General features: G+C 32.1%; 18 protein-coding genes. 8 read left to right on the top strand and 10 right to left on the bottom strand.

Annotated features, from left to right (window positions below):
* The first annotated feature begins 4 nt into the window (after positions 1-4).
* A complete protein-coding gene (locus tag ABWO04_RS01395; protein ID WP_353076668.1) occupies positions 5-367 on the top strand; it encodes a four helix bundle protein in 363 nt (120 codons plus the stop codon).
* Entirely contained in the window at positions 364-1,623 is a 1,260-nt protein-coding gene (gene aroA, locus ABWO04_RS01400; RefSeq protein ID WP_353076669.1) for a 3-phosphoshikimate 1-carboxyvinyltransferase, read from the top strand. Before ABWO04_RS01395 ends, aroA begins: the two co-directional genes overlap by 4 nt.
* On the opposite strand, the gene ABWO04_RS01405 is transcribed toward aroA, so the two are convergent.
* The 6 genes from ABWO04_RS01405 to gcvP all read right to left on the bottom strand — a co-directional run bounded on the left by ABWO04_RS01405 (position 1,620) and on the right by gcvP (position 8,937).
* The gene (locus ABWO04_RS01405) at positions 1,620-2,387 is read right to left on the bottom strand and encodes an ABC transporter ATP-binding protein (RefSeq protein WP_291240955.1); all 768 of its coding nucleotides are present in this window, start codon (positions 2,385-2,387) and stop codon (positions 1,620-1,622) included. The two genes, aroA and ABWO04_RS01405, sit on opposite strands and share 4 nt — an antisense overlap.
* Positions 2,387-3,133, bottom strand: coding sequence for an MlaE family ABC transporter permease (locus ABWO04_RS01410; protein WP_353076670.1), 747 nt, complete (start codon positions 3,131-3,133; stop codon positions 2,387-2,389). Before ABWO04_RS01410 ends, ABWO04_RS01405 begins: the two co-directional genes overlap by 1 nt.
* A gap of 67 nt (positions 3,134-3,200) precedes the next feature.
* Complete coding sequence (locus ABWO04_RS01415; protein WP_353076671.1) at positions 3,201-4,049, bottom strand: glycosyltransferase family 2 protein; 849 nt, start codon at positions 4,047-4,049, stop codon at positions 3,201-3,203.
* 68 nt (positions 4,050-4,117) lie between these two features.
* Positions 4,118-4,648 (bottom strand): class I SAM-dependent methyltransferase, encoded by a 531-nt coding sequence (locus tag ABWO04_RS01420; protein ID WP_353076672.1) that lies wholly within the window; start codon positions 4,646-4,648, stop codon positions 4,118-4,120.
* A gap of 78 nt (positions 4,649-4,726) precedes the next feature.
* A complete protein-coding gene (locus tag ABWO04_RS01425; RefSeq protein WP_353076673.1) occupies positions 4,727-5,785 on the bottom strand; it encodes a 3-oxoacyl-ACP synthase III family protein in 1,059 nt (352 codons plus the stop codon).
* 308 nt (positions 5,786-6,093) lie between these two features.
* Entirely contained in the window at positions 6,094-8,937 is a 2,844-nt protein-coding gene (gcvP, locus tag ABWO04_RS01430; protein WP_353076674.1) for an aminomethyl-transferring glycine dehydrogenase, read from the bottom strand.
* Between the two features lie 142 nt (positions 8,938-9,079).
* On the opposite strand from gcvP, the gene ABWO04_RS01435 reads away from it, so the two are divergent.
* Positions 9,080-9,850: a hypothetical protein gene (locus ABWO04_RS01435; protein WP_353076675.1), complete on the top strand. Its 771-nt coding sequence runs from the start codon at positions 9,080-9,082 to the stop codon at positions 9,848-9,850.
* Here the strand turns inward: ABWO04_RS01435 and ABWO04_RS01440 are convergent.
* The 4 genes from ABWO04_RS01440 to ABWO04_RS01455 all read right to left on the bottom strand — a co-directional run bounded on the left by ABWO04_RS01440 (position 9,847) and on the right by ABWO04_RS01455 (position 14,327).
* Complete coding sequence (locus ABWO04_RS01440; protein WP_353076676.1) at positions 9,847-11,871, bottom strand: M3 family metallopeptidase; 2,025 nt, start codon at positions 11,869-11,871, stop codon at positions 9,847-9,849. The two genes, ABWO04_RS01435 and ABWO04_RS01440, sit on opposite strands and share 4 nt — an antisense overlap.
* A 106-nt stretch (positions 11,872-11,977) precedes the next feature.
* Positions 11,978-12,463, bottom strand: a complete 486-nt coding sequence (purE, locus tag ABWO04_RS01445; RefSeq protein WP_353076677.1) for a 5-(carboxyamino)imidazole ribonucleotide mutase — start codon at positions 12,461-12,463, stop codon at positions 11,978-11,980.
* A gap of 76 nt (positions 12,464-12,539) precedes the next feature.
* Positions 12,540-13,715: a 5-(carboxyamino)imidazole ribonucleotide synthase gene (locus ABWO04_RS01450; RefSeq protein ID WP_353076678.1), complete on the bottom strand. Its 1,176-nt coding sequence runs from the start codon at positions 13,713-13,715 to the stop codon at positions 12,540-12,542.
* A gap of 60 nt (positions 13,716-13,775) precedes the next feature.
* On the bottom strand, positions 13,776-14,327 hold the full coding sequence (locus tag ABWO04_RS01455; protein WP_353076679.1) for a HEAT-like fold family protein: 552 nt from the start codon (positions 14,325-14,327) through the stop codon (positions 13,776-13,778).
* An 81-nt stretch (positions 14,328-14,408) separates the two neighbouring features.
* On the opposite strand from ABWO04_RS01455, the gene ABWO04_RS01460 reads away from it, so the two are divergent.
* The 5 genes from ABWO04_RS01460 to ABWO04_RS01480 all read left to right on the top strand — a co-directional run.
* Complete coding sequence (locus ABWO04_RS01460) at positions 14,409-14,981, top strand: adenylate kinase (RefSeq protein ID WP_291240969.1); 573 nt, start codon at positions 14,409-14,411, stop codon at positions 14,979-14,981.
* Positions 14,982-15,012: 31 nt separating this feature from the next.
* Positions 15,013-16,287: a hemolysin family protein gene (locus ABWO04_RS01465; protein ID WP_353076680.1), complete on the top strand. Its 1,275-nt coding sequence runs from the start codon at positions 15,013-15,015 to the stop codon at positions 16,285-16,287.
* Between the two features lie 101 nt (positions 16,288-16,388).
* Positions 16,389-17,390 carry a GTPase ObgE gene (obgE, locus tag ABWO04_RS01470; protein WP_353076681.1) on the top strand — a complete coding sequence of 334 codons (1,002 nt, stop codon included), beginning with the start codon at positions 16,389-16,391 and terminating at the stop codon, positions 17,388-17,390.
* Between the two features lie 52 nt (positions 17,391-17,442).
* Complete coding sequence (locus tag ABWO04_RS01475) at positions 17,443-18,717, top strand: zinc-dependent metalloprotease (RefSeq protein ID WP_353076683.1); 1,275 nt, start codon at positions 17,443-17,445, stop codon at positions 18,715-18,717.
* A gap of 174 nt (positions 18,718-18,891) precedes the next feature.
* Positions 18,892-20,313: S46 family peptidase (locus ABWO04_RS01480; protein ID WP_353076684.1), on the top strand; the 1,422-nt coding region annotated here is incomplete at its 3' end.

A 20,313-nucleotide genomic window follows, 5' to 3' on the forward strand; every position in this document is an offset into this window, starting at 1 on the left:
TAGAATGAGTGAAAATATAATTAAGTCTAAATCATTTAGTTTTGCATTACGAGTTGTTAAATTATACCAATTTTTGAATCAAGATAAGAAAGAATATGTATTAAGTAAACAACTTTTAAGAAGCGGCACCTCAATTGGCGCTATGGTTCGAGAATCTGAACAAGCAGAAAGCAAACTAGATTTTATACATAAATTAGCAATTGCTCAAAAAGAAGCTAATGAATCTGATTATTGGTTAGAATTATTATATAAATCCGATTATTTAAATGTAACTCAATTTCAATCTTTGAAATCAGACATAATTGAAATTAATAAAATTTTAGCTTCAATTATTATAACAACTAAACAAAAAATAGGAAAAAAATGAACCTATTGTTACATTCACAATTCATAATTCACAATTCACAATTAAAGTTGACGGGTTCAAAGTCAGAAACGAATCGATTATTGCTGTTACAAGCATTATATCCAAATTTAGTTTTAGAAAACTCATCAACTTCCGATGATTCCGAAGTTATGATAAAAGCTTTGGGCGCCCAATACCCAATACCCAAAACCCAATATCCAAAAATAGACGTTCACCACGCCGGAACAGCAATGCGATTTTTAACTGCCTACTTTGCTGCACAAGACGGCTTTGAAGTCCAACTTACAGGTTCTTCAAGAATGAAAGAACGCCCAATTAAAATTTTGGTTGATGCACTAAATGAGCTTGGAGCTGAAATTTCGTATATAGAAAAAGAAGGATTTCCACCATTAAAAATCAAAGGAAAAAAACTTACAGAAAGCAAAGTTTCACTTCCAGCAAATTTGAGTAGCCAATATATTTCTGCTTTGTTGTTAATCGCTCCAAAATTAGAAAACGGATTGGAATTAACATTGGAAGGAGAAATCACATCGGTTTCTTATATTAAAATGACATTGGCGATATTAAATGAAATGGGTATAGAATCATCATTTATTGAAAATAAAATTAAAGTAAAGCCACAATCTGCAATTCAGAACTCAAAATTTACCATTGAATCCGATTGGTCTTCAGCATCGTATTGGTATTCAATTGTTGCCCTTACCGAAATTGGTACGCAAATTACCTTATCAAGTTTTAAAGAAAATAGTTTACAAGGCGATTTTGCTTTAGTAGAAATATATAAAATTTTTGGAGTAGAAACGGTTTTCAATGACAATAATTCAATAACAATTTCAAAAGTCAATACTATATTTCAAAAATCATTCAATTTCAATCTTCAATCGTCACCTGATATTGCACAAACAATTGCAGTAACTTGTTTTGGATTAGGAATTAGTTGTCATCTATCGGGTTTGCATACGCTGAAAATTAAAGAAACCGATCGTCTTGAAGCTTTAAAAAACGAATTAACCAAATTGGGCGCTGCAATTTCAATTACCAATGATTCATTAATTCTGGAGCAATCAGAAAATATAAATCTTAACGTTAGGATTTCTACCTATCAAGATCACAGAATGGCTATGGCTTTTGCTCCTTTAGCTTTAAAAGTGCCAATTATTATTGAAAATGCTGAGGTAGTTTCAAAATCGTATCCTACTTTTTGGGAAGATTTTAAGCAATTCGGTTTTTCAATAGAAGAAAACGCATCTAATTAGATATCATCTTCTAAATACATTTTTCGTACACGTTTAAATAATTCGCTCGAATATACAAAGTCGGTAACAGCGGCGTTATCGGTTTTAAAAATTTCTTTGTTAGAGCCTTCCCATTCTAATAAGCCGTTTTTTAGAAACACAATTTTTTCTCCAATTTCCATTACAGAATTCATATCGTGCGTGTTTATCACAGTAGTAATGTTATATTCTTTAGTAATTTCTTGAATTAAATTATCAATTACAATTGCCGTTTTTGGATCTAAACCAGAATTTGGTTCGTCACAAAATAAATATTTCGGATTATTTACAATCGCTCTTGCAATCGCCACACGTTTTTGCATTCCTCCAGAAATTTCAGATGGTTTTTTATGATTGGCATTGACCAAATTCACTCTATCAATCACAAAATTTACTCGTTCTTTAATTTCAGAGGGCGATTTATTAGTAAACATTTTTAATGGAAAACCTATATTTTCTTCCACCGTCATACTATCAAATAAAGCACTTCCTTGAAAAACCATTCCAATTTCGGTACGAATATCTCGTTTTTCATCTTTATTTAACTCTTTATAAATACGATTATCGAACGAAATATAACCGCTATCAATTTCGTGAACGCCTAATAATGATTTTATAAAAACTGTTTTCCCAGAACCACTTTGACCAATGACTAAACTGGTTTTTCCAGCTTCAAAACTTGTCGAAATGCCTTTCAAAATCATTTGATCACCAAAACTTTTTTGAATGTTATGTACTTCAATCATTAGCTTAAAAGTAATTGAGTTAAAATATAGTTCATTAAAATAATTACTACCGAGGTCCAAACAAACGATACCGTACTTGCCTTACCAACTTCTAACGCACCACCTTTCATATAAAAGCCGTGAAAAGAAGGAATTGTAGCTAACAAAAAGGCAAACATTAAAGTTTTAATAAACGCATAAACTATATGGAAAGGAATAAATTCTTTTTGAAGTCCAATAATAAAATCGGTACTTGAAGTAAAATCTCCATAAACGCCTGCCAAATAGCCACCAAAAATACCTAAAAACATTGCAATTCCAATTACAAAAGGATACAATAAAACCGCTATCATTTTTGGAAAAACTAAATAATTTAACGCGTTTACACCCATAACTTCTAAAGCTTCTATTTGCTCTGTAACGCGCATAGAACCAATGCTTGAGGTTATAAACGAACCCATTTTCCCAGCCATAATGATAGAGATAAAAGTAGGGGCAAATTCTAAAACAATTGATTGACGTGTAGCAAAACCAATTAAATATTTTGGTATCAGTGGATTGGTTAAGTTTAATGCCGTTTGAATTGCTACAACACCACCAACAAAAAACGAAATGAAACATACAATTCCCAAGGAATCAATAATCAAATCGTCTATTTCTTTTAGGATAAGTTGTTTCATCACAGACCATTTTACAGGACGATTAAACACCTCTTTCAGCATTATGAAATAACGACCAATTTGCGATAAATATCTGATGAGCATCATTAATTAGGGTACGATTTATTTGTTTTAGTATTCAGTAAAAATACTGTTTTAATTTTATTTTAATAGTTTAAAACAACTTTTCTTTCATTTTTTTCCATCTGTATTTTCTAATCCATTTGGCTTGTTCTGTAGTAACAAATAATGGTTTTCCTGAAGATTTTGCTTTCCAAAACCCTATAATATAATCGATAAATAAAAAAGGTTTCCCTTTTCTTGAAGCTAATTTTAAAGAGGCAACTGCGGTTATAATAAATCCATAACCTAAACTATAAAAGGCTTCACCTTGCTTATATCTTGCAGCTTTAGTATAACTGGCTCCTGTTGGTTTTAGGTGCTTTACGTGTAAGCTTTCATCAGTAACGACTTTCCAATTGTAAAATTTACATAATAATTCGTCCACGGTATCCCAACCCATCGCAGGTTTTAATCCACCAATTTGCTTATATGTTTCTTTTCTATATGCTTTTAAAGCCCCTCTAATATGGTCTTTATCGGTTAAGTTTTCTAAAACCCAATCGCCATTTTTTTCAATATAACAAAAGCCACCAACCATTCCAATTGTTGCATCAGATTGAAAATGTTTTATAATGGTTTCGAAATAATTATTTGGAAAAATCAAATCGGAATCCACTTTCACAATAATATCGTATTGGTCATCAATGTGTTTTTCGCCTTCTTGAAACGCTTGAATTACTTTACTTCCAGGAAGATGAATGGCATCAGATTTTTTATTTACTAAAGTAATAAACGGATATTTTTCAGAAAATTGAGTTACTATTTCAGCGGTACTATCAGTAGAATTATCATTTACCACTACAATTTTCGATGGCAAAACGGTTTGTGCTACCAAAGATTGTAACGTTAAAGCCATAAAAGCTTCTTCGTTATATGCAGGAATGACAATGTAGTATTTCATATTGAAAAGTCCAATTTTAAAAATTCCAAATTCCAACTTAAATTGAAGAGTAATTTGGGATTTGGGATTTATATTTTGGGATTTCTCTCCGCGTAAACCAAATAATATCTTGGCGTAAACCATCTCAATAACGGACGAAAACCAATTTTTTTAACAGGATGTGTGAATTGCACACTATCAATTATTTTGAACCCTGTTTTTTCTAATAACCAGTCTAATTGCCAATCTTCAAATTCGTGATAATGTCTGTCCCATTTGTCTGTTTTACTTCGGTATGCCGATGAAAACCATAAACGTAAGGGAATAGAAATAAGAATTTTATCGCATTTTACATTTTCTAAAATGGTGTACGGATTTAATAAATGTTCGAAAATTTCAAATCCTGTAAATACGTCGTAATTTTCTTCGCGTAAAGCAGTTTGATTGGTATCTAAGTCTTCACCCTTAGTATTAATAACAGTATACTTATTTTCTACCATTATTTTCGAAAACGGATTGGGAACACCTAAATCAAAAATTGTTTCATTCGTTGAAATATGTTTTTTTAGAAATTCTAACGTAATATTGAATCGTTTACTAGGATATGTTTTTTCGTACATTAATATGAGCTTGATAGTAATTTATAAATGCAAAATTAACGATAAACACGAAACATTTATCAATAAATTTAAAATATATTATAATTGATATACGATGGCATTAATATTCATTCCTGCGCCTACAGATGCAAATAATATGATATCGCCTTTATGAATTTCTTGATTTTCAATTTCTCCTTTTAGTAAAGCATCGTATAATGTAGGAACCGTTGCTACACTTGAGTTTCCAAGTTTGTGAATGGTCATTGGCATAATGCCTTCTGGCGGGGTTTGATTGTAAAGTTTGTAAAACCTTTGAATAATGGCTTCATCCATTTTTTCATTGGCTTGATGAATTAGTATTTTTTTAATTTGATCAATTTTAATTCCACTAGCATCCAAACAGGCAGCCATGGCTTTTGGAACATTGCTTAAGGCAAATTCGTAAATTTTTCGACCATGCATTTTTATATATCTCACATTTGGGTCGTGCTCTTTATTATAGGAATTTCCAAAAAACAAATAATTTGCTTCTTCATACGTGAAAGATGCTGATTCATGGGATAAAACACCTCCGTTTTCATCACTTGCTTCAAGTATTGTAGCGCCTGCGCCATCAGAATAAATCATGGAATCTCTATCATGCGGATCAACTACTCGAGAAAGCGTTTCAGCACCTATGATAAGGCATTTTTTTGCCATTCCAGCTTTTATAAACGCCGTAGCTTGAATCATACCTTCAACCCAGCCAGGACATCCAAAAAGCACATCGTATGCCACGCATTTAGGGTTTTTTATGCCTAAATTATGTTTTGTTTTTGAAGCCAAACTTGGCAACATATCGCCTTGAATGGCGCCTTTTTTTACATCTCCAAAATTATGAGCAAAAATTATATAGTCTAAAGTTTCAGGATCAATATTGGCATTTTCTATAGCTCTTTTTGCGGCTATTGTTGCCATGTCGGAAGTTTGAAAACCGGTATGCGCATATTTACGTTCTTCAATTCCTGTAATACCATAAAATTTTTCAGTGATTACGTCATTTGATAATGGAAACGAAGTACCGTCTTCATTTAAAAAAACATGTGAAGAAAAATCGTTATTAGTTATTGTTTCTGTAGGAATATAACTTCCAGAACCTGTTATTTTTATTGTCATTTTTTAAAATTTATTATAGTTTCAAAATACGCAAATCGGTATTTATTTTATTTCAAATTATAATTTGAAACTAATTTTATACTAAAATACGAAATTGAAATTCAAAAAAGGGATAACAATTTGTAAATTAAGTAATTATTACGAATTTGTTAAAAAATTTACTTTTTTTTGTTAATTTCAGAAATTATTGAAATTTTATTTTCAGTTTAAATAGGTCATTAAAAAAATCTCAAATTCACAAAATCGGAATTTGAGATTTTAATGTTATTTGTTTTTAGACTTCGAAAATCTAAAATCGTAATTCAATATTACATATACGCTTCAATAGGCGCACATGAACAAACTAAGTTTCTGTCTCCATACGCTTCGTCAACACGACGAACGGTTGGCCAAAATTTATTTTCAGCAATATATTCTAATGGAAATGCTGCCACTTCTCTTGTATATGGGAAAACCCATTCATCTGAAGTAACCATAGCTAATGTATGCGGTGCATTTTTTAAAATATTTTGAGTATCATCTTTTGTCGATGCATTTATTTCTTTACGAATTGCAATCATAGCATCACAAAAACGATCTAATTCTGCTAAATCTTCCGATTCTGTTGGTTCAATCATTAATGTACCAGCAACTGGGAAAGAAACGGTAGGGGCGTGGAAGCCGTAATCCATTAAACGTTTGGCAATATCAGTAACTTTAATGCCGTTATCTTCAAATGCACGACAATCTAAAATCATTTCATGTGCCGCTCTTCCCATTTCACCTGAATATAAAATTGGATAATGTGCTTCTAAACGCGCTTTCATATAATTGGCGTTTAAAATGGCGTGTTTTGTAGCATTTGTTAATCCTTCTGCACCTAACATGCATATGTATCCATACGAAATTAAGCAAACTAAAGCCGAACCGTAAGGAGCTGCAGAAATAGCTGTAATAGCTTTGTCACCACCCACTTTAACAATTGGATTAGATGGTAAAAACGGCACTAATTTATCATTAACACAAATAGGTCCAACACCAGGTCCGCCACCACCATGAGGAATAGCAAACGTTTTGTGTAGGTTTAAGTGGCAAACATCTGCGCCAATAGTAGCTGGATTGGTTAATCCAACTTGCGCGTTCATATTCGCGCCATCCATATAAACCAAACCGCCATTTTCATGAATAAGGTTTGTGATTTCAATTATTGAACTTTCAAAAACACCGTGAGTAGAAGGATAGGTTACCATTAAAGCAGCCAAATTAGCCGAATGTAAAATAGCTTTTTCTCTTAAATCTTCTACATCAATATTTCCTTCAGGAGTAGTTTTTGTAACAATAATATCCATTCCAGCCATAGCTGCCGAGGCAGGATTTGTTCCGTGTGCCGATGATGGAATTAAACAAACCGTTCTATGTTTGTCACCGCGAGATAAATGGTAGGCACGAATTGTCATTAAACCTGCATATTCGCCTTGTGCACCAGAATTAGGTTGTAAAGTTGTCCCTGTAAAACCAGTTACCACATTTAATTGTTGTTCCAGTTTTTTAAGCATGGTCAAATAACCTTCCACTTGATCTAATGGTGCGAATGGGTGAATATTGTTCCAATTTGCCATTGATAATGGCAACATTTCGGCAGCCGCATTTAATTTCATGGTACAAGAACCTAATGAAATCATGGAGTGATTTAATGATAAATCTTTACGTTCTAATTTTTTAATATAACGCATCAACTGACTTTCCGAATGATTGTTATTAAATACATCGTGTTGTAAGAAAATTGATTTTCTAATTAAATTTTCTGATATTACAGTAGTTTCTACTAATTCAGTAATAGGTTCAAATGTTTTTTCTTTGGCTTCAGCGAAAATAGCTACAATTTGATTAATATCAGAAATTGAAGTAGTTTCATTGAATGAAATTGAAATGGTATCAGCATCAATGTAAAAGAAATTCACTTCATTTCTTTCTGCAATAGCTTTCACTTTTGCAGCATCTGCTTTTACATTTATGGTATCAAAATAAGAAGTATTCGTTTGATATACACCAATTTTGTTTAAAGCTTCTACGGCTGTATTAGCTGAATTATGCACTTTATTTGCAATATATTTTAATCCTTTTGGTCCGTGATAAACCGCATACATTCCAGCCATAACCGCTAATAAAACTTGTGCGGTACAGATATTTGAAGTTGCTTTTTCACGTTTAATATGTTGTTCACGTGTTCCTAACGCCATACGTAAGGCACGGTTTCCGTTTACATCAATTGAAACACCAATAATTCTCCCTGGCATCGAGCGTTTATATTCGTCTTTTGTTGCGAAAAAAGCAGCATGAGGCCCGCCGTAACCCATTGGAATTCCGAAACGTTGAGAAGTTCCTACAACTACTGAGGCGCCCATTTCTCCGGGAGGTGTTAATTTTGCTAAAGATAAAATATCCGCGGCTACGGCTACTTTAATTTCATTTTCTGTTGCTTTTGCAATGAATGCAGTATAGTCGTGAACTTGTCCGAATTTCCCTGGATATTGAAGAATAGCTCCAAAAAAGTCAGTTGAAAAATCAAATGTTTCATGATTTCCAACAACTAATTCTATATTAAGTGGGGTAGAACGGGTTTGTAAAACAGATAATGTTTGTGGTAAAATTTCTTCTGAAACAAAGAATTTAGAAACATTATTTTTCTTTTGATCTCTTGTTCTAACATCAAACAATAAAGTCATTGCTTCAGCTGCAGCTGTTCCTTCATCTAATAAAGAAGCATTTGCAATTTCCATTCCAGTAAGTTCAATAACTGTAGTTTGGTAATTTAAAATGGCTTCTAAACGACCTTGTGCAATTTCCGCTTGATAAGGTGTATACGCAGTGTACCAACCTGGATTTTCAAAAACGTTTCTTTGAATTACTGCAGGAACTATTGCTGGATGATAACCTAATCCAATATACGATTTGAAAACTTTATTCTTTTTGCCCAATTCTTGAATATGATTTAAATACTCATACTCGGTCATAGGTTTTTCCAGATTTAGTTCGTTTTTTAAACGAATATCTGTAGGAATAGTTTCGTAAATTAATTGATCTACTGAATCTACTCCAATAGTTTTTAACATATGGTTTAGGTCGTTTTCACCTGTTCCAATGTGTCTTAAAGCAAAAGCATCTGTTTTCATTTATATATAAAAATAGGTTGTGTTTAAATTTGAGTACAAAAGTAATTATTAATCTGCTAAAATTAATTGCTTTTTAGTTGAATTTTTGTGATTTTTATCAACTAAAATAGCTTGTTATTAACACTTTGATTATTTTTGTTGAATGTTCGTTTTAAAACAAATTTTCGATTTATACATCAAAAGCAGTTTACATGTTGCTTTTGCCATTTTCTCCTTTGTAAAAGTAGTAGAACTTTCGTTAAACATTTCTTCTAACGTGTTTTTAGAAGTATCAATTTTTTCTGGAAGTGTTTTTGGTTATTCGGTTTTAAAATATTACGAATTTTGGAAATCCACTAAGTTTTCAGTACACAAAAATAATTCTGTTTTAGGAATTACAACAGTTGCATTTTTAACATTTGTAATTTGCTTCTTTCAATTAAAATTTAGTTTTCAAATCGCATTTTTACAAATCTTTTTTTTGGTTTTATTGTATCCGTTTTTACGAAAATATTGGTTTTTAAAAATAGCTATTGTGAGTTTTTGCGTAACGTATGTGGTGAGTTATATTCCAACGTTAGAAACGAAAATGGTGTTTTTTTACGATACGATTTTACAAGTCAAATTATTTTTTCTGATATGCGCGTTGTTAATTCCATTTGAAATTTATGATTCGCAGCATGATGCAATTACTTTACAAACGATTCCTCAAAAATTTGGAGTAAAAAAAGCAAAGTATTTAGGCTATGTTTTTTTAGCTGTATTTTGTATTCTGAGTTTAATTTTGCGTTTTGAACGTTTCGATATAGTAATAGCAATTATAATCGGACTTTTTATTGAATTTTCTTCGACAAAAAACACGAAATATTACACCAGTTTTTGGGTAGAAAGTATTCCTATTTTGTGGTGGTTGTTAGTTTTGATTTTTAATTAAATCAATCCTGCTCTTTTCAACAAAGCATCTGCATTTGGTTCTTGACTTCTAAAGTTTTTGTATAGCGTCATTGGATGCTCGGTGCCGCCTTTTGATAAAACATTTTCTTTAAACTTCGTCGCTACTTCTTTATTGAAAATGCCTTTTTCTTGAAAATAAGCAAACGCATCGGCATCTAAAACTTCTGCCCATTTGTAGCTGTAATATCCAGAAGAATAGCCACCTTGAAAAATATGCGAAAAAGAAACACTCATACAATTTTCTGCAACATCTGGAAATAATGACGTGTCGCCCATAGCTTGTTTTTCAAACGCTTTTACATTTTCAATCGGTTGGTTTTTCCAATGATATTCCATGTCTAATAAGCCAAAACTCAATTGACGTAAGGTTGCCATTCCTTCTAAGAAACTCGCTGATTCTTTGATTTTTTCCACATATATCTGTGGAATAATTTCGCCGGTTTCATAATGTTTCGCAAACAAAGCCAAGGCTTCTGGTTCGTAACACCAGTTTTCCATTACTTGTGATGGTAATTCTACAAAATCCCAAAATACCGAAGTTCCCGAAAGGCTTGGGTAGGTGGTATTGGCTAACATACCATGCAATCCGTGGCCGAATTCGTGAAATAAAGTCGTGACTTCATTAAACGTTAATAAAGAAGGTTTTGTAGCAGTCGGTGGCGTGAAATTACAGACATTAGAAACGTGAGGTCTTTCATTATTTCCGTCTTTTATATATTGTGGTTTGAAAGAGGTCATCCAAGCGCCATTTCTTTTGCCTTTTCTTGGAAAGAAATCGGTGTAAAATATCGCAACTAAATTTTTATTTTCATCTAAAACTTCGAAAGTTTGTACATCAGAATGGTATTTATCTATGTAAAAAACTTCATTAAATGTAATTCCAAAAAGTTTTTCTGCAATTGTGAATGCGCCGTTTAAAACATTTTCTAATTTGAAATACGGTTTTAAAGCCTCATCGTCTAAATTGAATAATTTTTGTTTCAATTTTTCTGAATAATAGGCGCTATCCCATTTTTCTAATTGTTCAATTCCGTCTAATTCTTTTGCAAAAGCAGCTAATTGTTCGAATTCTTTTTTAGCAGCGGGTTTGGCTTTTTCTAAAATATCATTTAAAAAAGTAATTACTTTTGTTGGGTTTTGAGCCATTCGTTCTTCTAAAACAAAATGCGCATGCGTTTCGTATCCTAATAAATTAGCACGTTCGTGACGAAGTGCTACAATTTTTTTAGTAATCTCTTCGTTGTTATATTCGTTATTTTGAAAGGCTTTTTTACCAAATGAAATTGCCATTTCTTTTCTTAATTCTCTTTTTTCAACATAAGTTACAAATGGCATATAACTTGGAAAATCTAAGGTGAATACCCAACCTGTTTTATTTTTAGATTTGGCTAAATCAGCTGCGGCTTCTTTGGCGCCTTCAGGTAACCCTTTTAAATCAGTCTCGTTAGTAATGTGCAATTCAAAATTATTGGTTTCTGCTAAGGTATTTTCTCCAAAAGTCAATTGCAATTGCGCCAATTCGGTATCAATTTCTCTTAATCGTACTTTTTTATCTTCAGAAAGTAACGCACCATTTCGAGTAAAACCTTTGTATTTTTTTTCTAATAATGTAGCTTGTTCTGTTGTTAAATTTATATTGTTTTTGTTTTCATAAACGGATTTTACTTTTTTAAATAAATCTTCGTTTAAAGCTATGTCGTTTCCAAATTCTGTAAGTAATGGCGTAACTTCTTGTGCGATTTTTTGCATTTTATCTGAAGTTTCTGCCGAATTTAAATTAAAAAAAATACTTGACAATCGATCTAACGCTTCACCAGAATATTCTAATGCTTCGATGGTGTTTTTAAAAGTAGCTGGTTCAGAATTCGTTATTATGGCATCAATTTCGGCTTTTGCTTTGCTGATATTTTCAATAAATGCGGGTTTGTAATCTTCTAATTTTATTTGCGAAAATGGTGCGGTGTTATGTTTGGTATTGAATTTTGAGGTTAAGATTTTCATTATAACTAATTGTTTTTATGTTTTTTAACCATTAAGAGATTAAGTTTGATTAAGCAAAATGGCTAACCAAAATCTTAATTTTTCTTAATCTCTTAATAGTTTAATTTTATTTTTTCAATTCTGATGCTGCTTTATTTACAGCTTCTTTCAGACCTTCTTTATAGAAAATAATTTTATCTAATACGCATTTATCTGAACTACCTATAATTTGTGCGGCTAATATCCCAGCGTTTTTTGCGCCGTTTAAAGCTACGGTTGCAACAGGAACTCCTCCGGGCATTTGTAATATTGATAAAACAGAGTCCCATCCATCAATAGAATTGCTGGATTTCACAGGTACTCCAATTACCGGAAGCGGACTCATAGATGCTACCATTCCTGGTAAATGTGCTGCACCTCCAGCTCCGGCAATAATTACTGAAATACCACGAGTGTGTGCATTTTTACTAAAATCGAATAATTTTTCGGGTGTTCTATGTGCCGAAACAATATCTACTTCGGTTTCAATATCAAATCCTTTTAAAATGTCTATGGCTTCTTGCATCACTGGCATATCCGAAATGCTTCCCATTATAATGGCTACTTTACTCATATTAGCCCCCTAACCCCCAAAGGGGGAACTCCTACTAGGGGTGAGTAGGGTTTAAATTGATTATTTTTTTGAGCTTTTAATCTCCCCCTTCGGGGGTTGGGGGGCTTATCACTCTTATACTATTTTTCACTTCTTCGGCAATTTTTCTGGCTGCTGCCATATCCTCATTAACAATCGTAACGTGTCCCATTTTCCTGAATGGTCGGGTTTCTTTTTTGCCGTAAATATGAGGTGTCACGCCATCAATTGCCATTATTTTTTCGATGTTTTCGTAAATTACAGGTCCAGAAAAACCTTCTTCACCTACCAAATTTACCATAATTCCAGCTACTTTACTATCTGTATTTCCTAAAGGTAAGTTTAACACCGAACGCAAATGGTTTTCAAATTGCGAAGTATAACTTGCTTCAATAGTATGATGTCCTGAATTATGTGGTCTTGGTGCGACTTCGTTTACTAAAATATCGTCGTTTTCTGTTTGAAACATTTCTACAGCTAATAAACCAACATGATTGAAAGCTTTTGAAACTTGTAGTGCTGTTTCAATTGCTAATTGTGCCACTTTTTCATCAATTCTGGCTGGACAAATTACATATTCCACCTGATTGGCTTCTGGATGAAATTCCATTTCCACTACAGGATAGGTTTTTACCTCGCCATTTGCATTTCGGGCAACAATCACGGCTAACTCATTTTTAAACGGCACCATTTCTTCTGCAATGCATTCTACTTCAGGTAAATGTAATAAATCCATTGTAGAACGACAAATTTTCACGCCATTTCCATCATAACCAAATTGGGCGCATTTCCAAACAAAAGGAAATTCTAGCTCGTTTTTTTCTAACGCTTTTTTTAAATCATTTAAATCTACAAAACGTTGGTGTTTTGATGTTGGAATATTGTTTTCAACATAAAAATCTTTCTGTTTTCCTTTATTTTGAATTAATCGTAACGTTTTTGGTGATGGATAAACAATATGGCCTTCCTCTTCTAATTTTTCTAATGCGTCTAAATTTACATTTTCAATTTCAATAGTTATGGCATCACACATTTTACCAAATTGGTAAACGGTTTCGTAATCTAACAAACTTCCAACAAAAAATTTAGTTGCACCAAATTGCGCTGGTGCCTCATTACTTGGGTCTAAAACGAAAGTAGTGATATCAAATTTTCGAGTTTCTGTCAAAAGCATTTTGCCCAATTGACCGCCACCTAAAATTCCTAATTTAAAATCTGAAGAAAAATAATTCATTAGTTGTTAGTGTTGTGTTTGTGCAAAGATACTAATTTGAATTTGTTTCGCAATTAGCCGCTATTTTAGTTTTTCTAAAATTTCTTTTGCAGCCGCTCGATACGCTGCAGAATGTTTAAAATAGTCTTGTAAAAGTATGGCTTTTAATTCTTCGTTTATCCAGGAATGTTTTTTACCAAAATTGTATAAAGTTATCATAGAATACGCTTTTGCTGCTACTTTTTCATCCTGAATTAACCAGTCTAAACAGGTTTCAATAATTTTTGTTTCTTGTTTTTCTGTTAGTTTTATAGTTTTTGATTTCGATAAAAACAAACATATTTTAGAAACGGGTCTAATAGCAGAATGATTTTTGTATTGATCTATTTTTTCTATAAATTCATTAATAAAAGGGAGAATTAGTTCCAATTTAATTTCGAAAATCAATTCTAACGACCAACACGCTTTTATGTGAATTTTATCTTTTTCATTTAGACCAATTTCCATTAAATATTGCAATTTTTCTGGATGTTGAACTACATAATCGCGAATAAATTCTCGACTTATTCGATGTGCAGTACTTTCCGATATTATTTTATAAAATGCTTGATCCATCGATGTAAAAATAATCATTTTTTAAAAAAACACACAATAATGATTTTTATATGTTTAATAGTTTGTAAATTTGTGGTTTATTTTAACTTTAACAACACAATGATTAATATTGTTTTATTCGGAAAACCAGGCGCTGGTAAAGGAACTCAAGCAGAATTTTTAAAAGAAAAATATTCGTTAACGCATTTATCTACAGGAGATATTTTTAGATTTAACATTAAAAACGAAACAGAATTAGGCTTATTGGCCAAAACCTATATGGATAAAGGAGATTTGGTTCCAGATTCTGTTACCATTCAAATGTTACAAAGTGAAGTAGAAAAAAACAGTCAATCAAGAGGTTTTTTGTTTGATGGTTTTCCAAGAACAATTGCTCAAGCAGAAGCTTTAGATGCTTTTTTAACGTCTAAAAACGAAGAAATTACAGCTACAGTTGCATTAGAAGCAGACGATGAAATTTTAGTAAAACGATTGTTAGAAAGAGGAAAAACTTCAGGCAGACCAGACGATCAAGACGAAGAAAAAATTAGAAACAGATACCAAGAATATAACGAAAAAACAGCACCTTTAATGTCGTATTACGAGGCACAAGGAAAGTTTTATGCTGTAAATGGAATAGGTTCGATTGAAGAAATTACTGAACGATTAAGTACAATAATCGATAAATTTTAAGTACATTGCATTTAATTCAACTATATAAAAATTGGAAATAGTCATAATATTCTTGTTGATACTGCTCAATGGAATTTTCTCTATGTCAGAGATCGCACTCATATCAGCAAGAAAAAATAGGTTAGAAACCGCCGCCAAAAAAGGCAACACGAGTGCAAAAACAGCTTTAGATTTAGCCAATTCACCTAACAAATTTTTGTCTACGGTACAAATTGGTATTACCTTAATTGGTATTTTAACAGGTATTTATTCTGGCGATAAAATAACAACAGATGTTGAAACTTTTTTCGCAACTTATACATTAACTTTTCCATATGCTCACACTTTAGCAGTTGGAGTTGTTGTTGTAATATTAACTTTCTTTTCCTTAGTATTTGGCGAATTATTACCAAAAAGAATTGGGCTAAATTATCCTGAAACCATTGCTAAGTCTGTAGCCGTTCCTATGAAAGTAATGTCTGTTGTTACAGCACCATTTATATGGTTATTAACTACTTCTACAGATTTTATTTTAAAAATATTTAAGATTAAACCAACCGCAGATGGCAAGGTTACTGAAGAAGAAATAAAAGCCATTATTAAAGAAGGTACGGAAGTAGGAGAAGTGCAAGAAATTGAGCAAGATATTGTGGAACGCGTATTTCATATTGGCGATAGAAAAGTAAATTCTTTAATGACGCACAGAAAAAGCATTGTTTATTTGGCTTTAGATGAAAGTTATGAAGAACTAAAAGCAAAAATTTTAGACGAGTTGCATTCTGTATATCCTGTTTGTAATGAAAATTTAGATGAAGTTATAGGTGTAGTTTTATTAAAAGATTTATTTGCAAATATTGAAAAAGGCGATTTCGATTTACAGAAAATTATGATTGAGCCGGTATATTTTATTGAACATACTTCGGCTTATAAAGCGTTAGAAAATTTTAAAATGTCTAAAATTCATTATGCATTGGTAACAGATGAATATGGCGTTTTTCAAGGAATAATTACATTAAATGATATTTTAGAAGCATTAGTAGGTGACGCAGCTGATTTTTCAGATGAAGAATATCAATTAATTGCAAGAGAAGATGGAACTTGGTTGGTGGATGGACAATATTCATTACACGATTTTATGACGTATTTCGATTTAGATGATATGCTTAATGATTATGAGGTTACTACTGTTAGTGGTTTGATTATTACAGAATTAGGAAATATTCCGAAACAAGGTGAAAAACTTATTTGGAACAAATTAGAATTTGAAGTAATGGATATGGATGGCGTTAAAATTGATAAAATTTTAATAAAACCACTTACGGAATAAGTTGTTTTATTCGCAGTTTTTAGTCTGCATAAAAATTAAAAATTAATATTTTAGAATATAGTTTCAGTTGGTTTAACAACTGAAAGCTAAAAAACAAAAAAATGACTGAAGGAAATTTCGTAGACTACGTAAAAATATATGTTGCATCTGGTAAAGGCGGGAAGGGTTCTTCTCACTTACACAGAGAAAAATTTATTGAAAAAGGTGGTCCAGATGGTGGAGACGGTGGTCGTGGTGGTCATGTAATTATTAAGGGGAGTAAAAATTTATGGACGTTGTTTCATTTAAAATTTTTACGACATGTAAAATCAGGTCACGGTGGAGATGGAGGAAGTAGCAGAAGTACTGGCCATGATGGAGAAGATAAATTTATAGAAGTTCCTTTAGGGACAGTAATAAAAGATAAAGAAACGGGTGAAATTTTATTCGAAATTACAGAAGACGGCGAAACTAAAATTTTAGCTCGTGGCGGTAAAGGTGGTTTAGGAAACTGGAATTTCAGAAGTTCTACTAACCAAACACCACGTTATGCACAACCTGGAATTCCTGGGGAGGAAGTTGATGTTATTTTAGAATTAAAAGTGCTTGCGGATGTAGGCTTAGTAGGCTTTCCAAATGCTGGAAAATCGACTTTATTATCTGTTTTAACTTCTGCAAAACCAAAAATTGCGGATTATGCATTTACTACTTTAAAACCCAATTTAGGAATTGTAGCTTATAGAGATTTTCAATCCTTTGTAATTGCAGATATTCCTGGAATCATTGAAGGAGCAGCTGAAGGTAAAGGGTTAGGGCATTATTTCTTACGTCATATTGAGAGAAATTCTACGTTATTATTTTTAGTTCCAGCTGATGCGGATGATATTAAGAAAGAATACGAAATTCTTCTTGATGAATTAAGACGTTACAATCCCGAAATGTTGGATAAAGACCGATTGTTGGTAATTTCTAAATGTGATATGTTAGACGACGAATTACAAAAAGAAATGAAACAACAATTAGATAAAGACCTTAAAGGTTTAGATTATATGTTTATTTCATCTGTTGCCCAACAAGGATTAACAGAATTGAAAGATAAATTGTGGAAAATGTTGAATGTTTAACATTTTATTCAATTTTTTTTATATTTTTGAAACTTAATCATCAATTATTCAAATGAAAACAAAATTACTTTTATTACTTTTTGTTGTTTCCATAAGTTTTGGACAACACAGAACATGCGGAACTGATGCCTACATGGAAAAAATGTTGTCTAATCCTGAAATGAAACAACAGTATTTAGATTTGCAAAAACAATTTGAAAGTGAATTACAGAGACTATCAAATGAACAAAAGAAAAATGGCAACTCTACATTTAGCACAAATACTTTAATTAGAATACCCGTAGCTATTCACTATCCATCAGTAGCAAATTCAAGTACTGAATCTGTTAAAAGTTGTTTAAGATTATTAGCTCAAAAACAAGTAGCAATTTTAAACGCAGATTACAATGCCACAAATTCCGATCTATCACTTTGGACATCAGCTAGTGTATATTACCCAGGTGTAAACATTGGTGATATGGATGTTTCATGGGAAATAGCTACTCAAAATCATCCAATGACTTCTGGATTATCAAATGGAGATTTAGCTATTACTTTTGGCACCAACTTTTTATCTAATGCTGATAGTGATTTTGACTGGTCAGGATATTGCAATTTAGTTGTTAGGAATATTAGTGGTGGAATTTTAGGATACTCTCCTTTAGGAGGCTTACCTTCACAGGGTATGACCGTAGTAATTGATAACAATGCTTTTGGAGCTACAATGACTGGATCTCCATCAAGTTGTACGGGATATGTTCCGGGTGCTCCATACAATTTAGGTAGAACTTTGACGCATGAACTAGGTCACTTTTTCAATTTATTACATACTTTTCAAAATTGTGGTACTAATTGTAATACTCAAGGTGATAAAGTTTGTGATACACCTCCACTTGGCACCCCAACTTACGGTTGTCCTTCTGATGGTTTTGTAGCAGGTTGTGATGGATCTACTTCAGCACTATCAATGAATTACATGGATTATACTAACGACGCTTGTATGTATATGTTTACTGCTGGGCAAGCGACTAGGATGCTTGCTTGGTATAATACAATATCTTCTCAATTACAAACAAATGTTTTAGCAAATAATGATTTTGTTAAGAATAATTTTTCAATTTATCCAAATCCTAATAAAGGAATTTTCTCAATTCAATTGACTGAAGTTACAGATAATTATTCGGTTATAATTATTGATGCATTGGGAAGAGAAATTTTTAACGCAGAATACAATCAAACTTCTGATTTAGTTCAAAACATTCAATTAGATAATGCATTGAGTGGCATGTATTTTGTAACTATCCAAAGTAAAGGTGCTCAAATAACCAAAAAAATAATTATAGAATAATTTCATAATAAATACTATTTTAAAAAACAGTTGGAAGTATACTTTTAACTGTTTTTTATTTAATACTAATAAGATCAACAAAAATATTTTTAAAGAAAAAATAGTCAGAAATTTGTAACATTTTTTCAATTTATCGACTACTATTAATATTAATTAACTTTACCTAAAATTAAAATGAAAAAAATTATTTTATCCTTAGTTGCTGGAATTATGCTAATGCCAATGAGCGTTAAAGCAGATGAAGGTATGTGGTTTTTAATGTTCATTGAACGTTTAAATCACCGTGATATGCAAAAAATGGGATTACAATTAACCCCACAAGAAATTTACAGCATTAACAACCACAGTTTAAAAGATGCTATTGTACAGTTTAACGGAGGTTGTACAGCTGAATTAATCTCAAAAGATGGTTTGGTATTAACCAATCACCACTGTGGTTATGATGCGATAGCGGAATTATCTACTGCAGAAAAAAATTATCTGAAAGAAGGATATTGGGCAGCAAATAGAAAAGAAGAATTAAAACCTTCGAGTTTATTTGTGCGTTTCTTCGTTCGTATGGACGATTGTTCAAAAAGAATTTTATCAGTTGTAACTCCAGGAATGAGTGAAGCTGAAAGAGAAAAAGCAATCAACCAAGAAATTGCTAAAATTGAAAAAGAAAACAATGAAGGCGGAAAATATACCGTTTCAGTTCGTCCGTTTTTTCAAGGAAATGAATATTACTATTTCGTATATCAAGATTATAAAGACGTTCGTTTAGTTGGTACGCCTCCAGAAAGCTTAGGAAAATTTGGTGGAGATACAGACAACTGGGAATGGCCACGTCATACTGCAGATTTTTCTATGTTTAGAATTTATGCAGATGCTAACGGAAATCCAGCAGAATATTCTGTAAACAATGTTCCGTTAAACCCTAAACATCACTTACCAGTTAATTTAAGCGGTGTTAAAGAAAATGATTTTGCTATGATTTTAGGATATCCAGGTCGTACAAATCGTTGGATGCCAGCTGGTGGAATTGAGCAAAACGTAAAATTTGCTTACCCAGCTTGGGTAGAAGGTTCTAAAACTGGAATGGACAATATGAAAAAATATATGGTTCAATCGGATGCTTTAAATTTAATTTATGCTTCTAAATTTGCAGGTGTAGCTAACTATTGGAAAAACCGTCAAGGTATGATTGATGCCTTAACAAAATTTGGAACAGCAAAATCAAAAGCAGCTCAAGAAGCTAAATTTAATACTTGGGCAAATCAACCAGCAAATCAAGCTAAATACGGAAATGTAGTAGCCAATATCAATAAATATTATGATATGACGAATGAGAAATCGCGTCATGATAATTATTTACAACAGTTATTTAGAACGTCAGCTTTTGGAACAATAAGTAGATCTTTAGGTAGACAATTAGAAATGTATACTAAAGCAGATGCAGCTAAACGCGCTGAAATGGCTCCGGCTATTGAAGAAATGGCAAATGAAATGTTTAAGGAATTACATATTCCTGCAGAAAAAGATATATTATCTGCTCAGTTGGCTTTATACGCTAAAAAAGCAGGATATGCATTAGCACCAACAGTAGAAAAATTAGCA

Origin of the sequence: Flavobacterium sp., from assembly GCF_040382755.1 — a bacterium.
Taxonomy (GTDB): domain Bacteria; phylum Bacteroidota; class Bacteroidia; order Flavobacteriales; family Flavobacteriaceae; genus Flavobacterium.

Bases quoted from the DNA above. Each gene is read 5' to 3' on its own strand.
- ABWO04_RS01395 (WP_353076668.1), top strand. From the start codon at position 5: ATGAGTGAAAATATAATTAAGTCTAAATCATTTAGTTTTGCATTACGA.
- aroA (WP_353076669.1), top strand. From the start codon at position 364: ATGAACCTATTGTTACATTCACAATTCATAATTCACAATTCACAATTA.
- ABWO04_RS01405 (WP_291240955.1), bottom strand. From the start codon at position 2,387: ATGATTGAAGTACATAACATTCAAAAAAGTTTTGGTGATCAAATGATT.
- ABWO04_RS01410 (WP_353076670.1), bottom strand. From the start codon at position 3,133: ATGATGCTCATCAGATATTTATCGCAAATTGGTCGTTATTTCATAATG.
- ABWO04_RS01415 (WP_353076671.1), bottom strand. From the start codon at position 4,049: ATGAAATACTACATTGTCATTCCTGCATATAACGAAGAAGCTTTTATG.
- ABWO04_RS01420 (WP_353076672.1), bottom strand. From the start codon at position 4,648: ATGTACGAAAAAACATATCCTAGTAAACGATTCAATATTACGTTAGAA.
- ABWO04_RS01425 (WP_353076673.1), bottom strand. From the start codon at position 5,785: ATGACAATAAAAATAACAGGTTCTGGAAGTTATATTCCTACAGAAACA.
- gcvP (WP_353076674.1), bottom strand. From the start codon at position 8,937: ATGAAAACAGATGCTTTTGCTTTAAGACACATTGGAACAGGTGAAAAC.
- ABWO04_RS01435 (WP_353076675.1), top strand. From the start codon at position 9,080: ATGTTCGTTTTAAAACAAATTTTCGATTTATACATCAAAAGCAGTTTA.
- ABWO04_RS01440 (WP_353076676.1), bottom strand. From the start codon at position 11,871: ATGAAAATCTTAACCTCAAAATTCAATACCAAACATAACACCGCACCA.
- purE (WP_353076677.1), bottom strand. From the start codon at position 12,463: ATGAGTAAAGTAGCCATTATAATGGGAAGCATTTCGGATATGCCAGTG.
- ABWO04_RS01450 (WP_353076678.1), bottom strand. From the start codon at position 13,715: ATGAATTATTTTTCTTCAGATTTTAAATTAGGAATTTTAGGTGGCGGT.
- ABWO04_RS01455 (WP_353076679.1), bottom strand. From the start codon at position 14,327: ATGATTATTTTTACATCGATGGATCAAGCATTTTATAAAATAATATCG.
- ABWO04_RS01460 (WP_291240969.1), top strand. From the start codon at position 14,409: ATGATTAATATTGTTTTATTCGGAAAACCAGGCGCTGGTAAAGGAACT.
- obgE (WP_353076681.1), top strand. From the start codon at position 16,389: ATGACTGAAGGAAATTTCGTAGACTACGTAAAAATATATGTTGCATCT.
- ABWO04_RS01475 (WP_353076683.1), top strand. From the start codon at position 17,443: ATGAAAACAAAATTACTTTTATTACTTTTTGTTGTTTCCATAAGTTTT.